Annotated in this window: 15 protein-coding genes; 9 read left to right on the top strand and 6 right to left on the bottom strand. The window is 62.2% G+C overall.

What is annotated here, in order from left to right; genetic code table 11:
• Positions 1-56: 56 nt before the first annotated feature.
• From AYX22_RS07635 to AYX22_RS07620, 4 genes are all read right to left on the bottom strand, one after another.
• Entirely contained in the window at positions 57-1,235 is a 1,179-nt protein-coding gene (locus AYX22_RS07635) for an adenylate/guanylate cyclase domain-containing protein (RefSeq protein ID WP_207596897.1), read from the bottom strand.
• Entirely contained in the window at positions 1,225-1,818 is a 594-nt protein-coding gene (locus AYX22_RS07630) for a PH domain-containing protein (RefSeq protein ID WP_207596896.1), read from the bottom strand. The genes AYX22_RS07635 and AYX22_RS07630 overlap by 11 nt, the downstream gene beginning before the upstream one ends.
• Positions 1,811-2,734 carry a biotin--[acetyl-CoA-carboxylase] ligase gene (locus tag AYX22_RS07625; protein ID WP_207596895.1) on the bottom strand — a complete coding sequence of 308 codons (924 nt, stop codon included), beginning with the start codon at positions 2,732-2,734 and terminating at the stop codon, positions 1,811-1,813. Before AYX22_RS07625 ends, AYX22_RS07630 begins: the two co-directional genes overlap by 8 nt.
• A 67-nt stretch (positions 2,735-2,801) precedes the next feature.
• Positions 2,802-3,680 (bottom strand): NAD(P)-dependent oxidoreductase, encoded by an 879-nt coding sequence (locus tag AYX22_RS07620; RefSeq protein WP_207596894.1) that lies wholly within the window; start codon positions 3,678-3,680, stop codon positions 2,802-2,804.
• Positions 3,681-3,892: 212 nt separating this feature from the next.
• On the opposite strand from AYX22_RS07620, the gene AYX22_RS07615 reads away from it, so the two are divergent.
• The 3 genes from AYX22_RS07615 to AYX22_RS07605 all read left to right on the top strand — a co-directional run bounded on the left by AYX22_RS07615 (position 3,893) and on the right by AYX22_RS07605 (position 7,479).
• Positions 3,893-5,476, top strand: a complete 1,584-nt coding sequence (locus AYX22_RS07615; protein WP_207596893.1) for an acyl-CoA carboxylase subunit beta — start codon at positions 3,893-3,895, stop codon at positions 5,474-5,476.
• Positions 5,473-5,730, top strand: coding sequence for an acyl-CoA carboxylase subunit epsilon (locus AYX22_RS07610; protein ID WP_207596892.1), 258 nt, complete (start codon positions 5,473-5,475; stop codon positions 5,728-5,730). The genes AYX22_RS07615 and AYX22_RS07610 overlap by 4 nt, the downstream gene beginning before the upstream one ends.
• A 66-nt stretch (positions 5,731-5,796) precedes the next feature.
• Positions 5,797-7,479, top strand: coding sequence for a DUF885 domain-containing protein (locus AYX22_RS07605; protein ID WP_207596891.1), 1,683 nt, complete (start codon positions 5,797-5,799; stop codon positions 7,477-7,479).
• Positions 7,480-8,961: 1,482 nt separating this feature from the next.
• Here AYX22_RS07605 and AYX22_RS07600 read toward each other — a convergent pair.
• Both AYX22_RS07600 and AYX22_RS07595 read right to left on the bottom strand, forming a co-directional pair.
• A complete protein-coding gene (locus tag AYX22_RS07600) occupies positions 8,962-9,459 on the bottom strand; it encodes a hypothetical protein (RefSeq protein WP_207596890.1) in 498 nt (165 codons plus the stop codon).
• Positions 9,460-9,622: 163 nt separating this feature from the next.
• A complete protein-coding gene (locus tag AYX22_RS07595; RefSeq protein WP_026547649.1) occupies positions 9,623-9,904 on the bottom strand; it encodes a hypothetical protein in 282 nt (93 codons plus the stop codon).
• 340 nt (positions 9,905-10,244) lie between these two features.
• Here AYX22_RS07595 and AYX22_RS07590 point away from each other — a divergent pair, with 340 nt between their 5' ends.
• The 6 genes from AYX22_RS07590 (at position 10,245) to AYX22_RS07565 (ending at position 18,407) form a co-directional block, all read left to right on the top strand.
• Positions 10,245-11,678 carry a dicarboxylate/amino acid:cation symporter gene (locus AYX22_RS07590; protein ID WP_207596889.1) on the top strand — a complete coding sequence of 478 codons (1,434 nt, stop codon included), beginning with the start codon at positions 10,245-10,247 and terminating at the stop codon, positions 11,676-11,678.
• 92 nt (positions 11,679-11,770) lie between these two features.
• Positions 11,771-12,271, top strand: a complete 501-nt coding sequence (locus tag AYX22_RS07585; RefSeq protein ID WP_207596888.1) for a YbjQ family protein — start codon at positions 11,771-11,773, stop codon at positions 12,269-12,271.
• A gap of 142 nt (positions 12,272-12,413) precedes the next feature.
• Positions 12,414-13,136 (top strand): TetR family transcriptional regulator, encoded by a 723-nt coding sequence (locus AYX22_RS07580; RefSeq protein ID WP_207596887.1) that lies wholly within the window; start codon positions 12,414-12,416, stop codon positions 13,134-13,136.
• A 1-nt stretch (position 13,137) separates the two neighbouring features.
• A complete protein-coding gene (locus AYX22_RS07575; RefSeq protein WP_207596886.1) occupies positions 13,138-15,663 on the top strand; it encodes an MMPL family transporter in 2,526 nt (841 codons plus the stop codon).
• A gap of 152 nt (positions 15,664-15,815) precedes the next feature.
• Positions 15,816-16,475 (top strand): Maf family protein, encoded by a 660-nt coding sequence (locus tag AYX22_RS07570; RefSeq protein WP_207596885.1) that lies wholly within the window; start codon positions 15,816-15,818, stop codon positions 16,473-16,475.
• Positions 16,476-16,535: 60 nt separating this feature from the next.
• Positions 16,536-18,407 carry a biotin carboxylase N-terminal domain-containing protein gene (locus AYX22_RS07565; protein WP_242703562.1) on the top strand — a complete coding sequence of 624 codons (1,872 nt, stop codon included), beginning with the start codon at positions 16,536-16,538 and terminating at the stop codon, positions 18,405-18,407.
• Positions 18,408-18,483 lie beyond the last annotated feature (76 nt).

Here is an 18,483-nt window from a genome sequence, read left to right as displayed (position 1 = left end):
AAGCCCGAGGGACGTGAGAGAGCGTGCGCTTTGGAAGGCGGGCCGTCAACAGGCGACTAGTCCAGCACCAGTCCCTTGCCGCGGCCACGGGCCAGCATCACGGGATGGATTTCACCGAAGCCACGGACGTTCTCCGATTTCTGCGGAACCAGGACGAACCTGTCATCCTGCCCCAGAGCAGCGGCTGTCATGGCATCCACCAAGACGGTTCCAGGCTGGGCAAGGGTTGTCAGCCGGGCAGCCAGGTTGACGGTGGGTCCATAGATGTCGCCCAGCCTGGACAGGATGCGGCCCCAGACCATGGAGACTCGGCATTGCGGCAGAATTTCGTCTTCGGTGAAGGCCTGCGCCAACGCCAGGGAAATCTCGGCCCCGGCCGCGGGTGTCTCGGCGATGTAGAGGACTTCGTCGCCCACGGTCTTGACCAACCGGCCGCCACCCACGGAAATAATTTCGGCGCACTTGTTCTCAAAGCGCTGCACCAACTGGGCGAGCGTCTTTTCGTTCATCCGACGCGAAAGGCTGGTGTAGGAGACGAGGTCGGCGAAACCCACGGCCCGTGCCAAGGGCAACGGCGAATCGTCTTCGTCGCCCTCGCGGCCTTCTTCACTGGCCTGCAGCCCGGCTTCCGCGCGAACCGCCAGGCGTTGCACACCTGCGTTGAGTTGACGGCGATAGGAGTAGACCAGGATCTCTTCGAGCGAGTCCACCAGGCCGGGCAACTGACCTACCAGTTGCTTACGGGCCACAGCATCCGGAATCCCCTGCTCAGACACCATGTCTTCCACCAAGGCTTCGATCTGCCAAACCACCATGCGATCCGTCATCTGCCCGATGGACCGGGTGACGGAGATGGCCGCTTCCTCGGTCAGGACGCCGGCCCGGACAAGGTCCAGGATGGTGGACAGTGCCGCTTGATCCCGTTCCGTAAAGGCAACGTCTTCGTCGCCGAAGTTCGGGAATCCCAGGGCACGCCAGATTTTGCGGGCGGACAGAATGGATACGCCTGCCCCTGCGGCTACTTCACGACGACGGAGCTTTCGTTCGCCGCCCAGCAGCTTTGATTCCAATGCTTTGATAGCCAGGCGCTCGGCGGACATTACACCGGTGGGTGGTCCAGCCTGCACCGCAACCGGAGCAGGCCCCGAATCGGTGTCCTCGTCGACTGAAGGTTCGGGGACGGCGTCGAACTCCTGGTCCAAGTCCTCGCCGGACTGCTGATCCTCAACGCTCATCTCTTCCACCTTCTCTCAGCTCCCATGGCAACTGGTCATAGTCCGTCAATACTTGGCCCTCAAAAACCTCACCTTGCGGGAGTTCGTCCATCGCGTCAAGAATGAATCCCCGGAACTTCGCGACGTCCGGAACATCCGCCAGGATGGCCGTTCCGGAGTGCCCGGTATCCAAGGATATATTCCCGGAGTGCAATGTCCGTTGGAGCAGGCTTTGATGAACGCCCACATTGCGGACCGCCATGAGCGATACCTGCCAGTCGCGGCGTCGAAACATTCCGTATTTGGCAAGTATCCGCCTGCTGGTCAGGATGTACCGGATGGAATGCCAGCGCATCACCCGACGAATGCTGTAACCAATCAACAGCCAGGCTGCGAGTCCCACACTGACACCCATCAGCCACGGCGTCCATTCCACTGTAATGAACGGAGCAAGGCGCTGGGCATTGCCTTTGACAATCCAAGCGCAGGCATATCCCGTCAGAGCCGGAGCAATGAGGAATGCCAGCACCGGGAAGAAGAGGGATCGGGCCTGTTGACGTGTGATGGTGATGACCTGCTCCCCCGGAAGCAACTCTTTACGCATAACCACTTTCCGTGGCGCGCAAGTGCACCACGTCACCAGCTGTCACCACGTGTTCCCTGCCCCCATGGTCCACCACCAGCAACGAGCCGTGCTCGTCCAACCGCGAGGCATGTCCCACCAGTTCGTGATCGCCAGGCAGGTGCGCCCGCACTTCCCGCCCCAAGGTCACCATGGCGGACTCAACCCGCTTGTGCAGGGAAGGTCCTCCCGCCAATCCTGCGGCCGGGTCCCCCTCGGAATTGCAGAAGCTGCGGTAGAGCCGGGCGAAGCGCGAAAGGTAGCTCTTCAGCAGCGCGGTGCGGTCCGTCGTCGTGGCCCCTTCCAGAGCCAGCGACGTGGCCGTCGTGACCGGCAGCTCTTCCTCGGCCAGCGTGACGTTGAGGCCCACGCCGAGGATGACGGCGGGAACAGAGCCATCGCCCACGGCTGTCATCTGGGCTAGGATCCCAGCGATTTTGCGCCCGTTGACCAAGACGTCATTGGGCCACTTGATGTCTGCTGTCACACCGGCGGTTTCCTGCAATGCCTCCCGCAGGGCAACGGCAGCTAGCAGGGACAGCCAGGAATAGCTCTGCGTTGGTACCGGCATGCCTTCTGCCGTGACGGGACGAAGCACTATTGACACGGAGACAGCCGATCGCTCGGGCGATTCCCAGTGCCGGTCCAACCGACCACGCGCAGCCGTCTGGTGCTCAGCTGTCAGAACGGCGAGGTCGGCCCACTTTTTGGGCTCAACGGTGACAGCCCGCACCAAGTCCTGGTTGGTGGACCCTGTGGACTCGACGATGGTCAGTTGCGAAATGCCCGTGGCTGAAAGGAAGTCCGGCTGCAGCAATGCTTCACGATCCAAGGCAGCCCGCTCCGGACCGCTGGTCGGGATGTGGGGTTCGCTGCTCTCTGGCTGTTCGGCATCCATAGCTGAATCCTATCCAGTTGCGGCGTCCAGGGATGGCCCGTGAGCAGGAAAGCGGCTGGGAATCCGCCTAGAGAAAAATGTCCGGAACCAGGCGGTCTTCGGGCGCACCCAGGCTGTACGGCGAAAAGTCTGACACACCAGCCGCGCGCAGGACTTCTTCATCGGTGAAGAAATTGCCCGTTGCCCCCGCACCCGTCAGGACGGCATGCGCGGCGTCGGCCATGATTTCCGGGCCGCGTGCGGCCTGGACGATTTGCTGCCCGCCGGGCATGTTCCGGATGGCGGCGGTATCGATCAGGGTGCACGGCCAGAGCGAATTGACCGAAACGCCGTCGTCCTTCAACTCTTCCGCCAGCCCCAGCGTGGTGAGGCTCATCCCGTATTTGGCCATGGTGTAGGCCAGATGCATGCCGGCCCATTTGGGGTCCAGGTTCAGCGGCGGAGACAGTGTGAGGATGTGGGCGTCGCTGGATTCCCTCAACGCAGGAAGCGCCAGCTTGGAGAGCAGGAACGTTCCACGGACGTTGATGTCCTGCATGAGGTCGTAGCGCTTCATGTCTACGGCGTCGGTGCGGGACAGGTCGATCGCCGAGGCGTTGTTAACCACGACGTCGATCCCTCCGAAACGCTCGACGGCGGCGGCGACCGCTGCGGCGACGTCGTCGTCATTGCGAACGTCCCCGACCAGCGGCAGCGCTTGGCCACCGGCCGCGACCAGTTGTTCAGCGGCGGTGAAGACAGTCCCCTCGAGCTTGGGATGGGGATCGCCGGTCTTGGCCATGAGCACAATGTTGGCGCCATCGCGGGCTGCGCGGGCGGCTATGGCCAAGCCGATGCCCCGGCTGCCGCCGGACATGAGGATGGTCCGGCCCTTGAGCGAACCGGTGGCCACGTAGGGAGTCTGCGCCGGCGCAAGTGCGCGGGAAGCGTCGTTGCTTGAAGTCATGGGGACACTCTAACGCAACTATGTTACTGACGGGTAACATAGCGATGGCTTTGGCTTGGACGCGGAAAATTGTAGGGTTTCTACAGCGGTTCGCGGCAAAGGCGTCACTAGACTGGCCTGCGGGGCCTGTTCTTTGTACGGAAGCTACTTAAGCTTCGGGACCAACACCGAACTGCGCCAGCGAAAATCAGCTACAGAGCCGGAGACACTTGATGAGCCACGATCTGACAACGACAGCGGGAAAGATTGCCGACTTCCGCGACCGCCAGGCCCGTGCAGAGCAACCTTCCGGCCCGGAAGCGATTGAGAAGCAGCACGCACGGGGCAAGAACACGGCCCGCGAACGCATTGACCTCTTGGTTGATCCGGGCTCGTTCGTCGAGTTCGACGCCCTGGCAGTCCACCGCTCCACTGCCTTCGGCATGGAGAAGAAGAAGCCCCTCGGCGACGGCGTGGTCTCCGGATACGGCACCGTTGATGGCCGCCTCATCGCGATCTACAGCCAGGACTTCAGCGTCTACGGCGGCTCCCTGAGCCAGGTCAACGGCGAGAAGATCGTCAAAGTCCAGGAATTCGCCCTCCGCAATGGTTGCCCGGTTGTCGGAATCAACGACGGCGGCGGCGCGCGTATCCAGGAAGGCGTAGCTTCCCTGGCCATGTTCGCTGACATCTTCCGCAACAACGTCCACGCTTCCGGCGTGGTCCCGCAGATCTCCCTCATCATGGGCCCGTGCGCCGGCGGCGCAGCCTACTCCCCCGCCCTGACCGACTATGTGGTCATGGTGGACAAGACCTCGCACATGTTCATCACCGGCCCGGACGTCATCAAAACTGTCACCGGCGAAGACGTGGACATGGAAACCCTGGGTGGCGCCCGCCAGCACAATGCCACCACCGGAACCTCCACCTACCTTGCCTCGGACGAAGCAGACGCGATCGAATTCGTCCGCGAACTCCTGGACTTCCTCCCCTCCAACAACCTGTCCGAAGCCCCCGTCGTGGAGCACGACCAGGAACTGGAACTCAACGACGACGACCTCGCACTGGACGCGCTGATTCCCGATTCCGCCAACCAGCCGTACGACATGCGCAAGGTCATTGAGCAGATCGTGGACGACGCGCACTTCCTTGAAATGCAGTCCTTGTACGCCCCCAACGTGATGATCGGCTACGGCCGCGTTGAGGGACACACCGTGGGCATCGTGGCCAACCAGCCCATGCAGTTTGCCGGAACCCTGGACATCTCCGCCTCGGAAAAGGCTGCCCGCTTTGTCCGCCACTGCGATGCGTTCAACATCCCCATCATCACTCTGGTGGACGTCCCCGGCTTCCTGCCTGGCAAGGACCAGGAGTTCCAAGGCATCATCCGCCGTGGCGCGAAGCTCCTGTACGCCTACGCCGAAGCAACGGTCCCCAAGCTCACCGTGATTACCCGCAAGGCCTACGGTGGCGCGTACATCGTGATGGGCTCCAAGAAGCTCGGCGCAGACCTGAACCTCGCCTGGCCCACCGCCCAGATCGGCGTCATGGGCGCCCAGGGTGCCGTGAATATCCTGTACCGTCGCGATCTTGCTGCTGTTGCCGAAGCCGGCGGTGATGTCGAGGCCAAGCGGGCCGAGATCATCCAGGGCTACGAGGAAGAACTCCTCAACCCCTACCAGGCGGCCCAACTGGGCTACGTGGACGCAGTCATCGCTCCGTCCGACACGCGCCTCCAGATCATCCGCGGCCTCCGGGCCCTCCGCGACAAGCGCGCGAGCCTGCCCACCAAGAAGCACGGAAACATCCCGCTGTGAGCACGCCGAAGCACCGGGCTGATTCCGCGCCTGATCAGGTACCCGCTGAAGCAGCCGCTGCGCCGCTGTTTTCGGTGGTCAAGGGCGAACCGACGGCCGAAGAGCTCGCGGCGATTGCCGCCGTCGTGGTTTCACTCGGGACAACGCAGGAAGCTGCTGAATCGAAGCCGAACGTCCGGCATTGGGTGCGTCGTCAGCAGTTGCGGCTGGACCCCACCCCCGGTCCTGGCGCGTGGAAGCGCAGCCGCGGCTAGTTTTCGCTCACGTAGAAAAGTTCAACAACCCTTTCACGTAAGCGGTGTCGCGGCTAGGCTCTGTGGGTGACTACTGCAAACACTCCTGTACGCCCGAAGTCCGCCATCGATGCCGTCGCTGACGCGTACACAGAAAAGTTGATCGAACTCAATCCCAGCTTCGCCACCACACTGGGCTTGCCCGGACACGAAACCGAATACCAGGACTACTCCCCTGCCGGTGCCGAGGCTCATGCGGAGGCCACAAAGTTGGCCTTGGATGCCTTGGCGGGCCTTGAGCCGTCCGATGATGTGGATGCCGTCACCCTGGACGCCATGCGCGAGCGGCTCGGCCTGGAACTGGAGATCCACGAGTCGGGCTGGGACCTCGCCGACCTCAACAACATTGCCTCTCCTGCCCAGGACATCCGGGCCATCTTCGACCTCATGCCCACCGACACCGTGGAACACTGGGAGCACATTGCCGGCCGCGCGGCCAATGTTCCCGGGGCTGTTGAGGGCTATATCGAGTCGCTTCGCTCCGCTGCTGACGCCGGAAAAGTAGCCGCCGCCCGCCAAGTCCGGATCGTCATCGAGCAGACCGGCCGCTACGCCGCTGAGGATGGTTTTTTCGCCAAAATGGCCGCCAACGCTGCGCTTGATGGCTCGCCACTGCCCGCCGAGGTTCAGTCAAAGCTCGACGCCGGGACTGCGGCCGCGCGTTCTGCGTATAGCGCCTTGGGTGGATACCTTCGGGACGAACTCCTGCCCCTGGCACCGGAGAAGGACGCAGTCGGGCGCGAACGTTACGCGCTGGCCTCGCGTTCATTCGTTGGCGCCGAAGTAGATCTGGAAGAGACCTACGCTTGGGGCGTCCAGGAGCTTGAGAGGCTCATCGGCGAGCAGGAGAAGATCGCCAACCAGATCAAACCTGGTGCATCGATCGAAGAAGCCAAGAGCATCCTCAACAACGATCCTGCACGCCAGATCAAGGGCACGGACGCCCTCAAGGCCTGGATGCAGGAACTCTCAGACCGGGCAGTGTCCGAACTTGCTGACGTCCACTTCGACATCCCGGACGTCATGAGAACTCTTGAGTGCATGATCGCCCCCACCGACGAAGGCGGCATCTACTACACCGGCCCTTCCGACGACTTTTCCCGGCCCGGACGTATGTGGTGGTCAGTGCCGGCAGGCGAAGACACCTTCACAACGTGGTCCGAAACCACCACCGTTTTCCACGAAGGCGTGCCCGGCCACCACCTCCAAGTCGCCACGGCAACGTACCGCCGGGAACTCTTGAACAACTGGCGGCGCAACGTCTGCTGGGTGTCCGGCCACGGCGAGGGCTGGGCGCTTTACGCCGAGCAGCTCATGCTGGAACTGGGCTACCTCAAGGACCCGGGCGACCACATGGGAATGCTCGATGGCCAGCGCATGCGCGCGGCCCGCGTGGTCTTCGACATCGGCGTCCACTTGGAACTGCCCGTCCCCGAGCGTTGGGGCACCGGAACCTGGACCCCCGGGAAGGGCTTCGACTTCCTCAAGGCCAACCTCGACATCAGCGAAGGCCAGCTCCAGTTCGAATTCACCCGCTACCTCGGCTGGCCGGGCCAAGCCCCGTCGTACAAGGTCGGCCAGCGTCTCTGGGAGCAGATCCGTGCCGAGCTTGAATCCCGCGAAGACTTCGACCTGAAGTCGTTCCACAGCAAGGCGTTGAACATCGGGTCAGTGGGCTTGGACGTACTGCGCAGGGCCCTGCTGGGCTGATTATTTTGGAGTGGCTCCGGCCGGAGGCCGGACATCCTCGGTGTGCTGCTCCTTCGTCACTTTGATGCACACTGCCGGATGCCCGGTCTTGGCAATGGGTTCTCGGAGACGGCCGGGATTAAGGCGAGTCCCCCGCGGCAAGGGCAGGCGGGTTTATGCTGCAGTGGGCGGTTCAATCAAACTCGATAAAGTCCCGTATCGCTGCGTGGTGACAGACCATTCCTGCTTTAACACCACCAGCCACTTCAAAGCGCGCTGAGCCGTGCTCGACCGTCAAACGCCCCCGCTTTGCCCCATCCAGGGAATGCAGGGCCTCATCCGCCAGTCGCCGGGCCTCCGCCGCTGAACCAAAACCACGCTTATCCACCGCACAAGGAGCCACCGGGCCCCTTGTGCGGCTCCCAGCAGCACGCCCCCATGCCAAACCTGCAAACGTTCCCGCAAGGAACCCGCCAAACCAGGCATACCCAAGACCAACCACACCACAACGAACAAAACCAGAACAACGGAACCCATCCACTGCCGAGGTAAGCCAAACCGAAGAAACAGAGAACCAACAGCCAGACCGGCAAGTAACGAACCGACCTCCAGCAAACACTGTGTCATTCGGCACAAACACCATCACAGAGAGCGTGGCCATTAAAACCACCCCACTGAAGATCAGGGAGCCCTCCCAAGAATTCCGCCGCTCTTTAGTCATGACGGCTTCGCTGCTTGCTGTGCTGCTTGGATTTCATTGCCAATCACACCGAGGCCCAGACTTATCGTTGTTCACCAGCAGTTAGAGTCAGCCCAATCATGAAGCCGAGACCACAGCCCGCCCATAGCGATCCGTACGATGTCGCAATGACCGGAATTATGTTGGACAGAGCCGCTATGGCTAGACTGCCTAGGACAATTGTGCCAACCAAAGTATTTATGGAGGCAAAATTTGAACTGACATATGTCACAAACCCCATGCCGGCAATACATATAAACAAGACAATAAAGTTTGTTAGCCAAGCAGATAAGCCAAACTCGTCAAATCTATTTACGCAGGTTAAAATCGCTATAAGACCGGGAATTGTCACGCTCAGCCATTGGTACCAGTGGGGCATCGCTCTTTCACGAAGGGCGCGGTCCCCGGCAGTCTCTTTAGTCATCATTATTTCCATGCTTCATCGATCATTCCATTCGTTCCGAGTCCAATGAGTGAATTAGTTAAGTCTGTAGTCATATTGGACTTCGTAAAATACTGAATAGGCGAAGAGGTGCTTGTTCCAATGAGATCAGCGTAACCCTGCGATGAGTTTCCCCGCGAAGTAGAAACACCCGTAGAGAACACTCCGGACGTAGTAGAAGAAACCAGAGACTTGATCGGATCAAATGCTTCGCCATTCACAACACTCTTGAGCATGTCCCCCGCGAACCCGGCGCCTGTGTTGACGCTCGCACTCAGGAGAAACTGGGCGCCTTTGCCCGTAACGTGGCCGGCTGCTGGACTCAGTGCCCCGCTGATGAGACCCGTGGAGGCACCTCCAGTTGCGCTACCCAGCAGTCCTTGGGCTGTCCAGGGGCCTCCCTTCTGAACGCGTTCACGGACGTAATCGGCGGTTCCCGTGACACCACCTGCTGCCCAAGCCAGTTCCGGTTGTTATGCCACCGCACCCACTCATTGTTCTGCCGCCGCCGGTCATCTTCTTCCCGCGCCTCCGAAATCATGGTCCCCACATACCCGGCCACCGTCCGCAACGCCGCGGCCAGGGACTCCGCGTCCCGGGACGCCGTAGCCGCATTCGCCGCGAACACCTCCGAAAAATGCCCCCGGAAATCCTCCCCAGCCCCCGTCACCAACGGCCCACGCGAACCCGAATGCTCCAAAACCCGCGACGCTGCGGACTCAAAAGCACCCTTCACCGACTCAGCAACCCCATACACAAACCGGCCACCATGGCCAGCATCGGAATCCGGCAACAACGGCATCTCAACGAACTCGGTCACAACCACAGCCCCCCCACAGAACAAGAACGCGAACAAAACCAACAAACCCTCAAAACCCGCACCACAACAGAGCGCACAACCACCACAGCGCAACGGCCGGGCAACCACACCACGCATCAGCGCGGCACGATCACCCGGCCCTCACACCAAACCCACTACAAAATCAGGCCCCGCCACCAGCAGAGAAAATATCCTGCGAAATCTTCTGCAACTGACCGCGCAACTGCTCCAGCTCTTCCTTGGCCTTATCCAACGCAGCCTTCGTCTCCGGCCACGTCGAACCACGGAACTCAGCAGCCAACGGCCCATCCCACACATTCGGATCCGACAACACACGACCCTGCGCATCCAACGCCGAAATCTGATCCGTAAACCCACCAGTAATAATCGACTGCACCTGACCAATAGCAGCCTTGGCTTGCTCAGTAGACAACACACGCGACATAGAACTTTCCTCCCAATAAGAACAATCGCAACACCCAAGCCAAAAAACCCAGGCAACCAAACACCCACAAACTACCAACACCACCGAATAAATCCAACAAACAGACAAACCGCACGGGGGTAACGCCAACGGACGTTCCGCGCTCCGCTGCAACAGTCGCCACCATGCGAGTCCCCTTTTAGCGACCATGACCGCAAAGACGGGATCCACGGCCTTGCAATCCGGCCCGAACGCCCTCGACTGCGATCAACGTCACAAAACCGCGGGAATAACTTTTGTGCACGTAACATTTCTCAACGTCCGTTCGCTATGTTATTGGCACTGCACCTAACGTGTTCCGGTGAGCACCTCAACCAACACTTCCCCAGCAGCTGGCAAGAGCGGCTTCCGGCTCCCCAAGTGGGCCGGTTCCTTCGGCGTCCAGATCATCGCAGCCCTCATTGTGGGCCTCATCCTTGGCCTCATCGCCAAGTACACGGGCAGCACCAAGACCGCCCCCAATGCCATGGGGGCTACTCTCCAGACGATCGGCTCCAGCTACGTCTCCTTGCTGCAGACCGCCGTCGTACCTTTGATTTTCACCGCTGTGGTGAGCTCCATCGCCAACCTGCGCCAGGTGTCCAACGCAGCCCGATTGGCATGGAACACACTGCTCTGGTTCGCGATCACCTCGCTGGTATCGGTTCTGATCGGCATCGGCCTGGGCGTACTCCTGCAGCCGGGCGCAGCTACCGGCATTACAGAAGAAGCCAAGTACGCTGGCAAGACCGGTGACTGGTGGGCCTTCCTGATCGGCCTCTTCCCGAAGAACTTCCTGGGACTCGGCGCCAGCTCCACTGTGACCGAGAGCGCCAACGCTGCCACCACCGTCAGCACTGCCGTCAACTTCAACGTGCTGCAGATCCTGGTCATTGCGATCGCGATCGGTGTTGCTGCCCTCAAGGTTGGCAAGCAGGCCGAGGCCTTCCTGACGTTCAACGCTTCAGCGCTGGCTGTCATCCAAAAGGTCCTGTGGTGGATCATCCGCCTCGCTCCGCTGGGCACAGTAGGACTGATCGGTAACGCTGTGGCCATCTACGGCTGGGACACTATCGGTTCTTTGGGCAAGTTCACTGCGGCCATCTACATCGGCCTGGCCCTGGTGCTCTTCGTTGTCTACCCCATCCTGGTGCGCATTCACGGGCTCTCCATCAAGCAGTACTTCTCCGGAGTGTGGCCGGCCGTGCAGCTGGCGTTCGTTTCCCGCTCGTCCATTGGCACGCTGCCGCTGACGCAGCGCGTCACTGAGCGGAACCTGGGCGTCCCCTCCGGCTACGCATCCTTCGCCGTGCCCCTCGGCGCCACCACCAAGATGGACGGCTGCGCAGCAATCTACCCGGCGATCGCAGCCATCTTCGTGGCACAGTTCTTCGGCATCAACCTTGACTTCAGCCAGTACCTGCTGATCGTTCTGGTCTCCGTCCTCGGTTCCGCCGCTACGGCAGGTACCACCGGCGCCGTCGTCATGCTCACGCTGACCCTGTCCACACTGGGACTGCCGCTGGCCGGCGTCGGCCTCCTGCTGGCTATCGATCCCATCCTGGACATGGGCCGCACCGCCGTCAACGTGGCTGGCCAGGCACTGGTCCCGGCCATCGTGGCCAAGCGTCAGGGCATCTTGGATGAGTCGCTGTACAACGCACCCCGCAACGGTGCAGCTTTCGCCGACGAGTACGCCGCCGACAGGGCAGCAGCCGAAAGCAACGAGCGCGAACTGGCCGACACCAAGGCGTAGTCTCAGCCTCTTTGGAAGAGCGCAAATCCCCCGGGGAGTTCTCTCCGGGGGATTTCCCCGTTAAAGGGGCCAACTCTGGATAGGCTCGGACCATGTTGATCGTCACTTCCAATGAAATCCCGGGCCACCGGATCGACGCCGTCTTCGGCGAAGTCATGGGCCTCACCGTCCGCTCACGGGACATCGGCTCGCAAATGCTGGCGGGCTTCCGCTCCCTCGGCGGCGGCGAACTGCCCGAAATGACCAAGGCACTCTATGAAAGCCGCCAGGAAGTTATGGCACGCATGGTCAACGAAGCGCAGCAACGTGGCGCCAATGCCATCGTCGCCATGCGGTTCGACACCTCTGAAATGGGTACCAACTGGACCGAAGTCTGTGCGTACGGGACGGCTGTCTACGTACTCCCGCTGGGTGAAGGCGAACCGGGAGCTACAGGACAGTCGATCTACCTGACCAAGTCGGCCGCCCAACAGCCCGCTCAGCCGGCACAGCCGCAGCAGTCAGCACAGCAGCAGTTCACCCAGCCCCAGCAGCCCGCCCAGCCGCAGCAATTTACCCCACCAACTCCCCCGGCCCAGTCTCACCAGTTCTAGTCGGATCAGCCATAGGTCCCGCCCTCCTTCGTTCCCTCGCCGCTCAACGGTGGGCTGAGCGAACGAGGGCGGGACTTTGAGTATCAGGGACACGGGCACGCTCACATTGCGCAGAGTGCAAACTTGCACTTAGTGTAAGTATGTGACTCAAACCAGTAGCCAGGAAGCCGCTGCGGAATCGTCTCCTTCCGAGCCCAGCGCCCCCTCCAGGCGCGAACTCAACAAGGCGGCCACCCGCAGTTCCATCGCTTCCGCAGCCTTGGGCCTTTTGCGTAGCAAAGGGTCCGGCAATTTCACCGTGGAAGACATCGCAGCCAGCGCCGGCGTCTCACGACGAACCTTCTTCAACTACTTCCCCAGCCTCGAAGCCGCCTTGGCATCCGTTGCCGACGGCTTCATGGACCACGCCTTGGAGCAGTTCCGGCTACGCCCGGCGGACGAGTCAATTCTCGAATCCGCCCAGGCAGCCCTCATGGCGCTGGCCGATCCCATGTCCGTGGCACCCATGGCCGAACTCTTCAGCCTGACCCACGACAACCGGCAACTGGCCCGCTCCGAGCTTGAAGCCTGGGAGCACTGCACCGAGCAGATCATTGAAGCCGCCCGCAGCAGACTCGGCGCCGGCATCAGTGAGCTCTACCTCCATGCCTTGGCGGGCTCAGTGATCTCCTGCGGCAAGGCCGCAATGACCGTCTGGTTCGCCGATCGCGGCCCTGATCTCTCGGCGGAATCCCTCGCGGTACTTCGCCAGCACCTCATCGATGCGATGGGCCTCCTGGGCGCCGGCTTCGCGCCGCCGTCGGACGCGTCCGTCCAAGTCTCAGCAGCCTCCCCCTCCGTTCCAACCACCACAGATCGGTTCTGACATGGCCTCGTTCCTCTACCGTCTCGGCAAGTTTTCGTATCGGCGCCGCTGGCTGGTCATCTCCATCTGGCTGGCCGTCATGGTGGCGGTGGGCGGCTCGGCCGCAGCCTTCCACGGCACCATGTCCAACAACTTCACCATCCCGGGCACCGAAACCCAGCAGATGGCCGACAAACTCAAGGAAGCGCTCCCTGATTCTTCGGGCGGCTCCGCCAGCGTGGTGTTCGACGCCGGAGATGCCGGCTTCGACCAAGCCAAAAAGGACGCGGTCGCGGCTGCGCTCACCAAGCTCGAAGCCATGCCTGACGTGCAGGGGACGGTGAACCCGTTCACCACGCAGGAGCAGTTGGATAACTCCGCGGCTGAGCTCGCGGCCGGTGAAGCCAAGGCCGCCGAGGGCAAGGCACAGCTTGATACTTCCCGCGCGCAGCTGGAGGCCGGCGAGGCGCAACTCGCCGGGGTGGAGCAGCAACTCGCTGCCTCTGGCCTCACACCCGCCCAGATTGAAGCCCAGTTGGCGCCGCAGCGCGCAGAACTTGCTGCCAACAAGGAAAAGCTCGACGCCGGAGCCAAGGAAGCTGCCGACGGCGCCGCCACATTGGCTCTGGGCAAGCGACAGCTCGAAGCCTCCGAAGGCCTCCGTTTTGTGTCCAGCGACAACAAAGCAGCGGTAGCCCAGGTCCAGTTCAAGACCTCCATCAACGCCGTTGACCCCGCCGTCCGCGAAGAGGTTCAGGAGATCGTCCACGGAGTTTCTTCCGCTGGCGTCACGGCCTACGCCAGCAAGGAAATCACCGAAGATGTCTCGGAGATCTTCGGTATTGCTGAAATCGTGGGCGTCGCAGTCGCGGCCTTGGTGCTGATCCTCATGCTCGGCACACTCATCGCGGCCGGGCTTCCTCTCCTGATGGCCCTGATCGGCGTAGCTGTAGGTGTCGGCGGAACGTTCGCACTGACCAGCGTCATCGACATGAGCTCCATCTCCCCGATGCTTGCCCTGATGCTCGGCCTCGCGGTTGGTATTGACTACTCCCTGTTCATCGTCAACCGACACCGCACCCAGCTTCTGGCCGGCATGGACGCGGAGGAATCCGCTGCCTTGGCTACGGGTACTTCAGGTAACGCTGTGTTGTTCGCCGGTCTCACCGTCATCATCGCCTTGGCAGCCCTCGTGGTTCCGGGCCTGCCTTTCCTCGCAGTGATGGGTGTTGCCGCCGCAGCAACAGTCGCGGTCGCCGTCGTCGTCGCTTTGACCCTGACGCCTGCCGTCCTGGGGTTGATCGGCCGCAGGCTGATCTCCAAGCGCGCTTGGGCGAAGGCTGCCAAGCACAACGCCGAGCCCGGCCACGAAGCTGCCGATCGCGAACTCGAAGAGAAGCGAAGCAGCGGGGGCTGGGGCGGCATGGTGACGCGTCACCCGTGGGTTGCATTAGTCCTCAGCGTCGTCCTTCTCGGAGCCGTTGCGTTGCCGGCTTCCCAGCTTCGGTTGGCACTTCCCGACGGCGGCTCCGAGCCGGTCGATTCGCAGGCCTTCAAGGCCTATGACCTCACCCGCAGCAGCTTCGGCGAAGGCGTCACCGGCCCGATCGTCGTCGTCGGCGAATTCCCTGAAGGCCTCAGCGAAAACGACGCCAAGAACAAGCAGTTCGATGTCGCGGACGAACTTCGCAGTGTAGGAAACGTCATCGCGGCTGTACCGATCGCGCTGAGCGAAGACCGCCGTACCGCAGTCTTCCAAGTCATTCCCAAGGAAGGCCCGGCCAGTGCGGGCACCGTGCAGGTGGTGTCTGATCTCCGCGCCAAGGGTGCAGTGATCAGCGACGACCTTGACGTGAAAATCGGCCTGACCGGACAAACCGCGGGCAACATTGACGTTTCCAACAAGCTCGGAGCCGCGTTGCCGCCGTACTTGGCGATCGTCGTCGGGCTGTCCTTGCTCTTGCTGCTGCTGGTGTTCCGCTCGATCGTTGTGCCGTTGCTGGCCACGGGCGGATTCCTGCTCTCGCTGGCCGCTGCCTTCGGTGCCGTAGTTGCCGTCTACCAGTGGGGCTGGCTCGGAGGGATCTTCGACGTCGCCAACCCGGGCGCCGTCCTGAGCTTCCTGCCCATCATCCTGATCGGGGTGCTGTTCGGACTCGCCATGGACTACCAAGTGTTTATCACGTCGGGTATGCGGGAGTCGTTTATGCACGGCGAGTCCGCCAAACACGCGGTCCGCTCCGGTTTCAGCCATGCCTCCGCCGTGGTCACTGCCGCCGCGATCATCATGGTCAGTGTGTTCTCCGGCTTCATCTTCAGCCACCTCACGATGGTCCGGCCGCTGGGCTTCGCCATGGCCTTCGGTGTGCTGATTGATGCCTTCGTCGTCCGCATGACCATCGTTCCCGCTGTGATGTATCTTCTGGGCGAGAAGGCCTGGTGGCTGCCCAAGTGGCTGGAACGTGTTCTTCCGGACGTCGATGTTGAAGGCGCCAAGCTGGAGCGCAGCGACCGCAGGAAGGCCGACGCCGGAGAACTCGTCCACTAAACGGTCTCTCACATAGCAGTCGATATTCACGAACGCTCACTCACTTGCTGGAGGCAAGTGAGTGAGCGTTCGGTTTAAGCACGTGGGATGTGCGAGAGGGTCGGCGGGAAGCACGCGGGAAGTGAGAGAGGGTTCGTATTAGGCTGGGTGGCGTGACCCGATTGATTCTCGCCTCCCAGTCCCCCGCCCGCACCAAGCTGCTCACGGAAGCCGGGATCCAGCACGACGTCCTGGTGTCGGACGTTGACGAGGACGCTGTTCAGGCTAAGTACGGAGTGACTGACGCGCACGACACCGCGCTCCTGCTGGCACGGGCCAAGGCCGAGGCAGTTGCCGCCCTCCCCGAAGCCGAAGGCGCGCTGGTCATCGGTTGCGATTCAGTATTCGAATTCGACGGCGAGTCCCACGGCAAGCCGTACACCGCGGAGGTCGCGCGGGAACGGATGTTGCGTATGAGTGGCTCGCAAGGTGTGCTGCACACCGGTCACTGGCTGGTGGACTGCCGGGACACTGCCGCTGACGCCGAGGACGATGAGGCCCCGGAAGGCACCGGCGCTACCGTCGGCGGAGTATCCAGCGCCGAGGTCCACTTTGCCCAGATGAGCCCACGGGAAATCGACGCCTACATCGCCACCGGAGAGCCCCTTCACTGCGCCGGGTCCTTCACCATAGACGGCCTGGGTGGGGCCTTCATCCGCAAGGTCAACGGCGACCCGCACGCCGTCGTCGGGCTTTCCATCTCCACGCTGCGGGACTTGCTGGTCCACGCGAACGTGGGAATCACCGAGCTGTGGGACAACGATGAGCAGTAGAACACATTTGTAGTAACCCTACAAAGGAACATCGCCTCACACACGGAATCCCCCATCAATATGGGCGGAACCCTCACAATCGCGCTAGGCTCCTCAAGGACAGAAGGAGTCAACAACTTGTCAGCTAACCCGGCGCAGCCCATTTCCAGCCCTCTTACCAAGGTCTTGATTGCCAACCGCGGCGAAATCGCGGTCCGCATCATTCGAGCCGCCCGGGACGAAGGCATTGCCTCCGTAGCGGTCTACGCCGACCCTGACCGTGACGCACTCCATGTCCGACTGGCCGACGAAGCCTATGCTTTGGGCGGCAACACGGCTGCTGAGTCGTACTTGGTGATGGACAAGATCATCGACGTCGCCAAGCAGTCCGGCGCGGACGCGATCCATCCCGGATACGGGTTCCTGGCGGAGAACGCCGATTTCGCTGCCAAAGTCATCGACGCCGGCATCACCTGGATCGGACCCTCCCCCGAGGCCATTTCGGCCCTCGGCGACAAAGTCCAGGCCCGCCACATCGCCGAAAAGGTGGGCGCTCCGCTGGTCCCGGGCACGGCTGACCCGGTGGAATCGGCCGACGAAATCCTGAAGTTTGCCGAAGAGTTCGGCCTCCCGGTCGCCATCAAAGCTGCCTTCGGCGGCGGCGGACGCGGCATCAAGGTCGCCCGCACCATGGACGAGATTCCCGAGCTCTACGAATCGGCCGTCCGGGAGGCCATTGCAGCTTTCGGCCGCGGCGAGTGCTTCATCGAGCGCTTCCTCGATGCTCCGCGGCACGTCGAGACCCAATGCCTGGCCGACGCATTTGGCAACGTCGTGGTGGTCTCCACCCGCGACTGCTCACTGCAGCGCCGTAACCAGAAGCTCGTCGAGGAAGCCCCCGCTCCGTACTTGACCGAAGAGCAGAACAAGCGACTCTACGAATCCTCCAAGGCCATCCTCAAGGAAGCCAACTACCTTGGCGCCGGAACGTGTGAATTCCTGGTGGGCCAGGACGGCACCATTTCCTTCCTCGAAGTCAACACCCGCCTCCAGGTGGAGCACTGCGTGTCCGAGGAAGTCACGGGAATCGACCTGGTCCGCGAGCAGTTCCGCATTGCCCGCGGCGAAGCCCTCGGCTATGAGGACCCTGAGGTCCGCGGCCACTCCTTCGAGTTCCGCATCACCGGCGAGGACCCGGGCCGCAACTTCATGCCTGCCCCCGGCACCATCACCACCCTGAAGAACCCCACCGGCCCCGGCGTCCGGATCGATTCCGGCGTTGAGCAGGGCGACGTGATCAGCGGCAACTTCGACTCCATGCTCTCCAAGCTGATCATCACCGGCGCCACCCGCGAACAAGCGCTCCAGCGTTCACGCCGGGCGTTGGAGGAAATGGTGGTTGAGGGCATCCCCACCGTCATCCCCTTCGACCTCGCAGTGGTCACCGATCCCGCTTTCGCCCCGGCGGAGGGCCCGTTCAAGGTCCACACACGCTGGATCGAAACCGAGTTCGTCAACAGCATCCCGGCGTGGTCTGCCAGCACTGCCGGCACAGACACTGCCGACGCCGGTGAGCGCCAGCGCGTCGTCGTCGAGGTGGGCGGCAAGCGCCTTGAGGTGGTCCTTCCCTCCGGCCTGGGTGGCGGTGTCGCAGCAGTTTCCAGCGGCCCGGGCACCAAGTCCGGCAAGTCCAAGAAGCGCTCCCGTTCAGCTGGCGCTGCGGCTGCTGCAGCCGGTGGCAACGCCCTGACCTCACCGATGCAGGGCACCATCGTCAAGGTGGCAGCTGCTGAAGGCGACGTGGTGGCTGAAGGCGACCTGATCGTGGTTCTCGAAGCCATGAAGATGGAACAGCCCCTCACCGCCCACAAGGCCGGTACCGTACGTGGCCTCGCTGCCACGGCCGGCGAGACTGTTGCCGCCGGCGCAGTTATCGCCACCATCGAGGACTAACGCCAAGTACCCCTTAACGACGGCGGCTCCGCACCAATGGTGCGGAGCCGCCGTCGTTATTGGGCTGCTTAGGGGC

The sequence above is a fragment of the Arthrobacter sp. D5-1 genome (assembly GCF_017357425.1).
In the GTDB taxonomy this organism is placed as follows: Bacteria; Actinomycetota; Actinomycetes; order Actinomycetales; family Micrococcaceae; genus Arthrobacter.
This window is presented reverse-complemented; position numbering and strand designations above follow the sequence as displayed.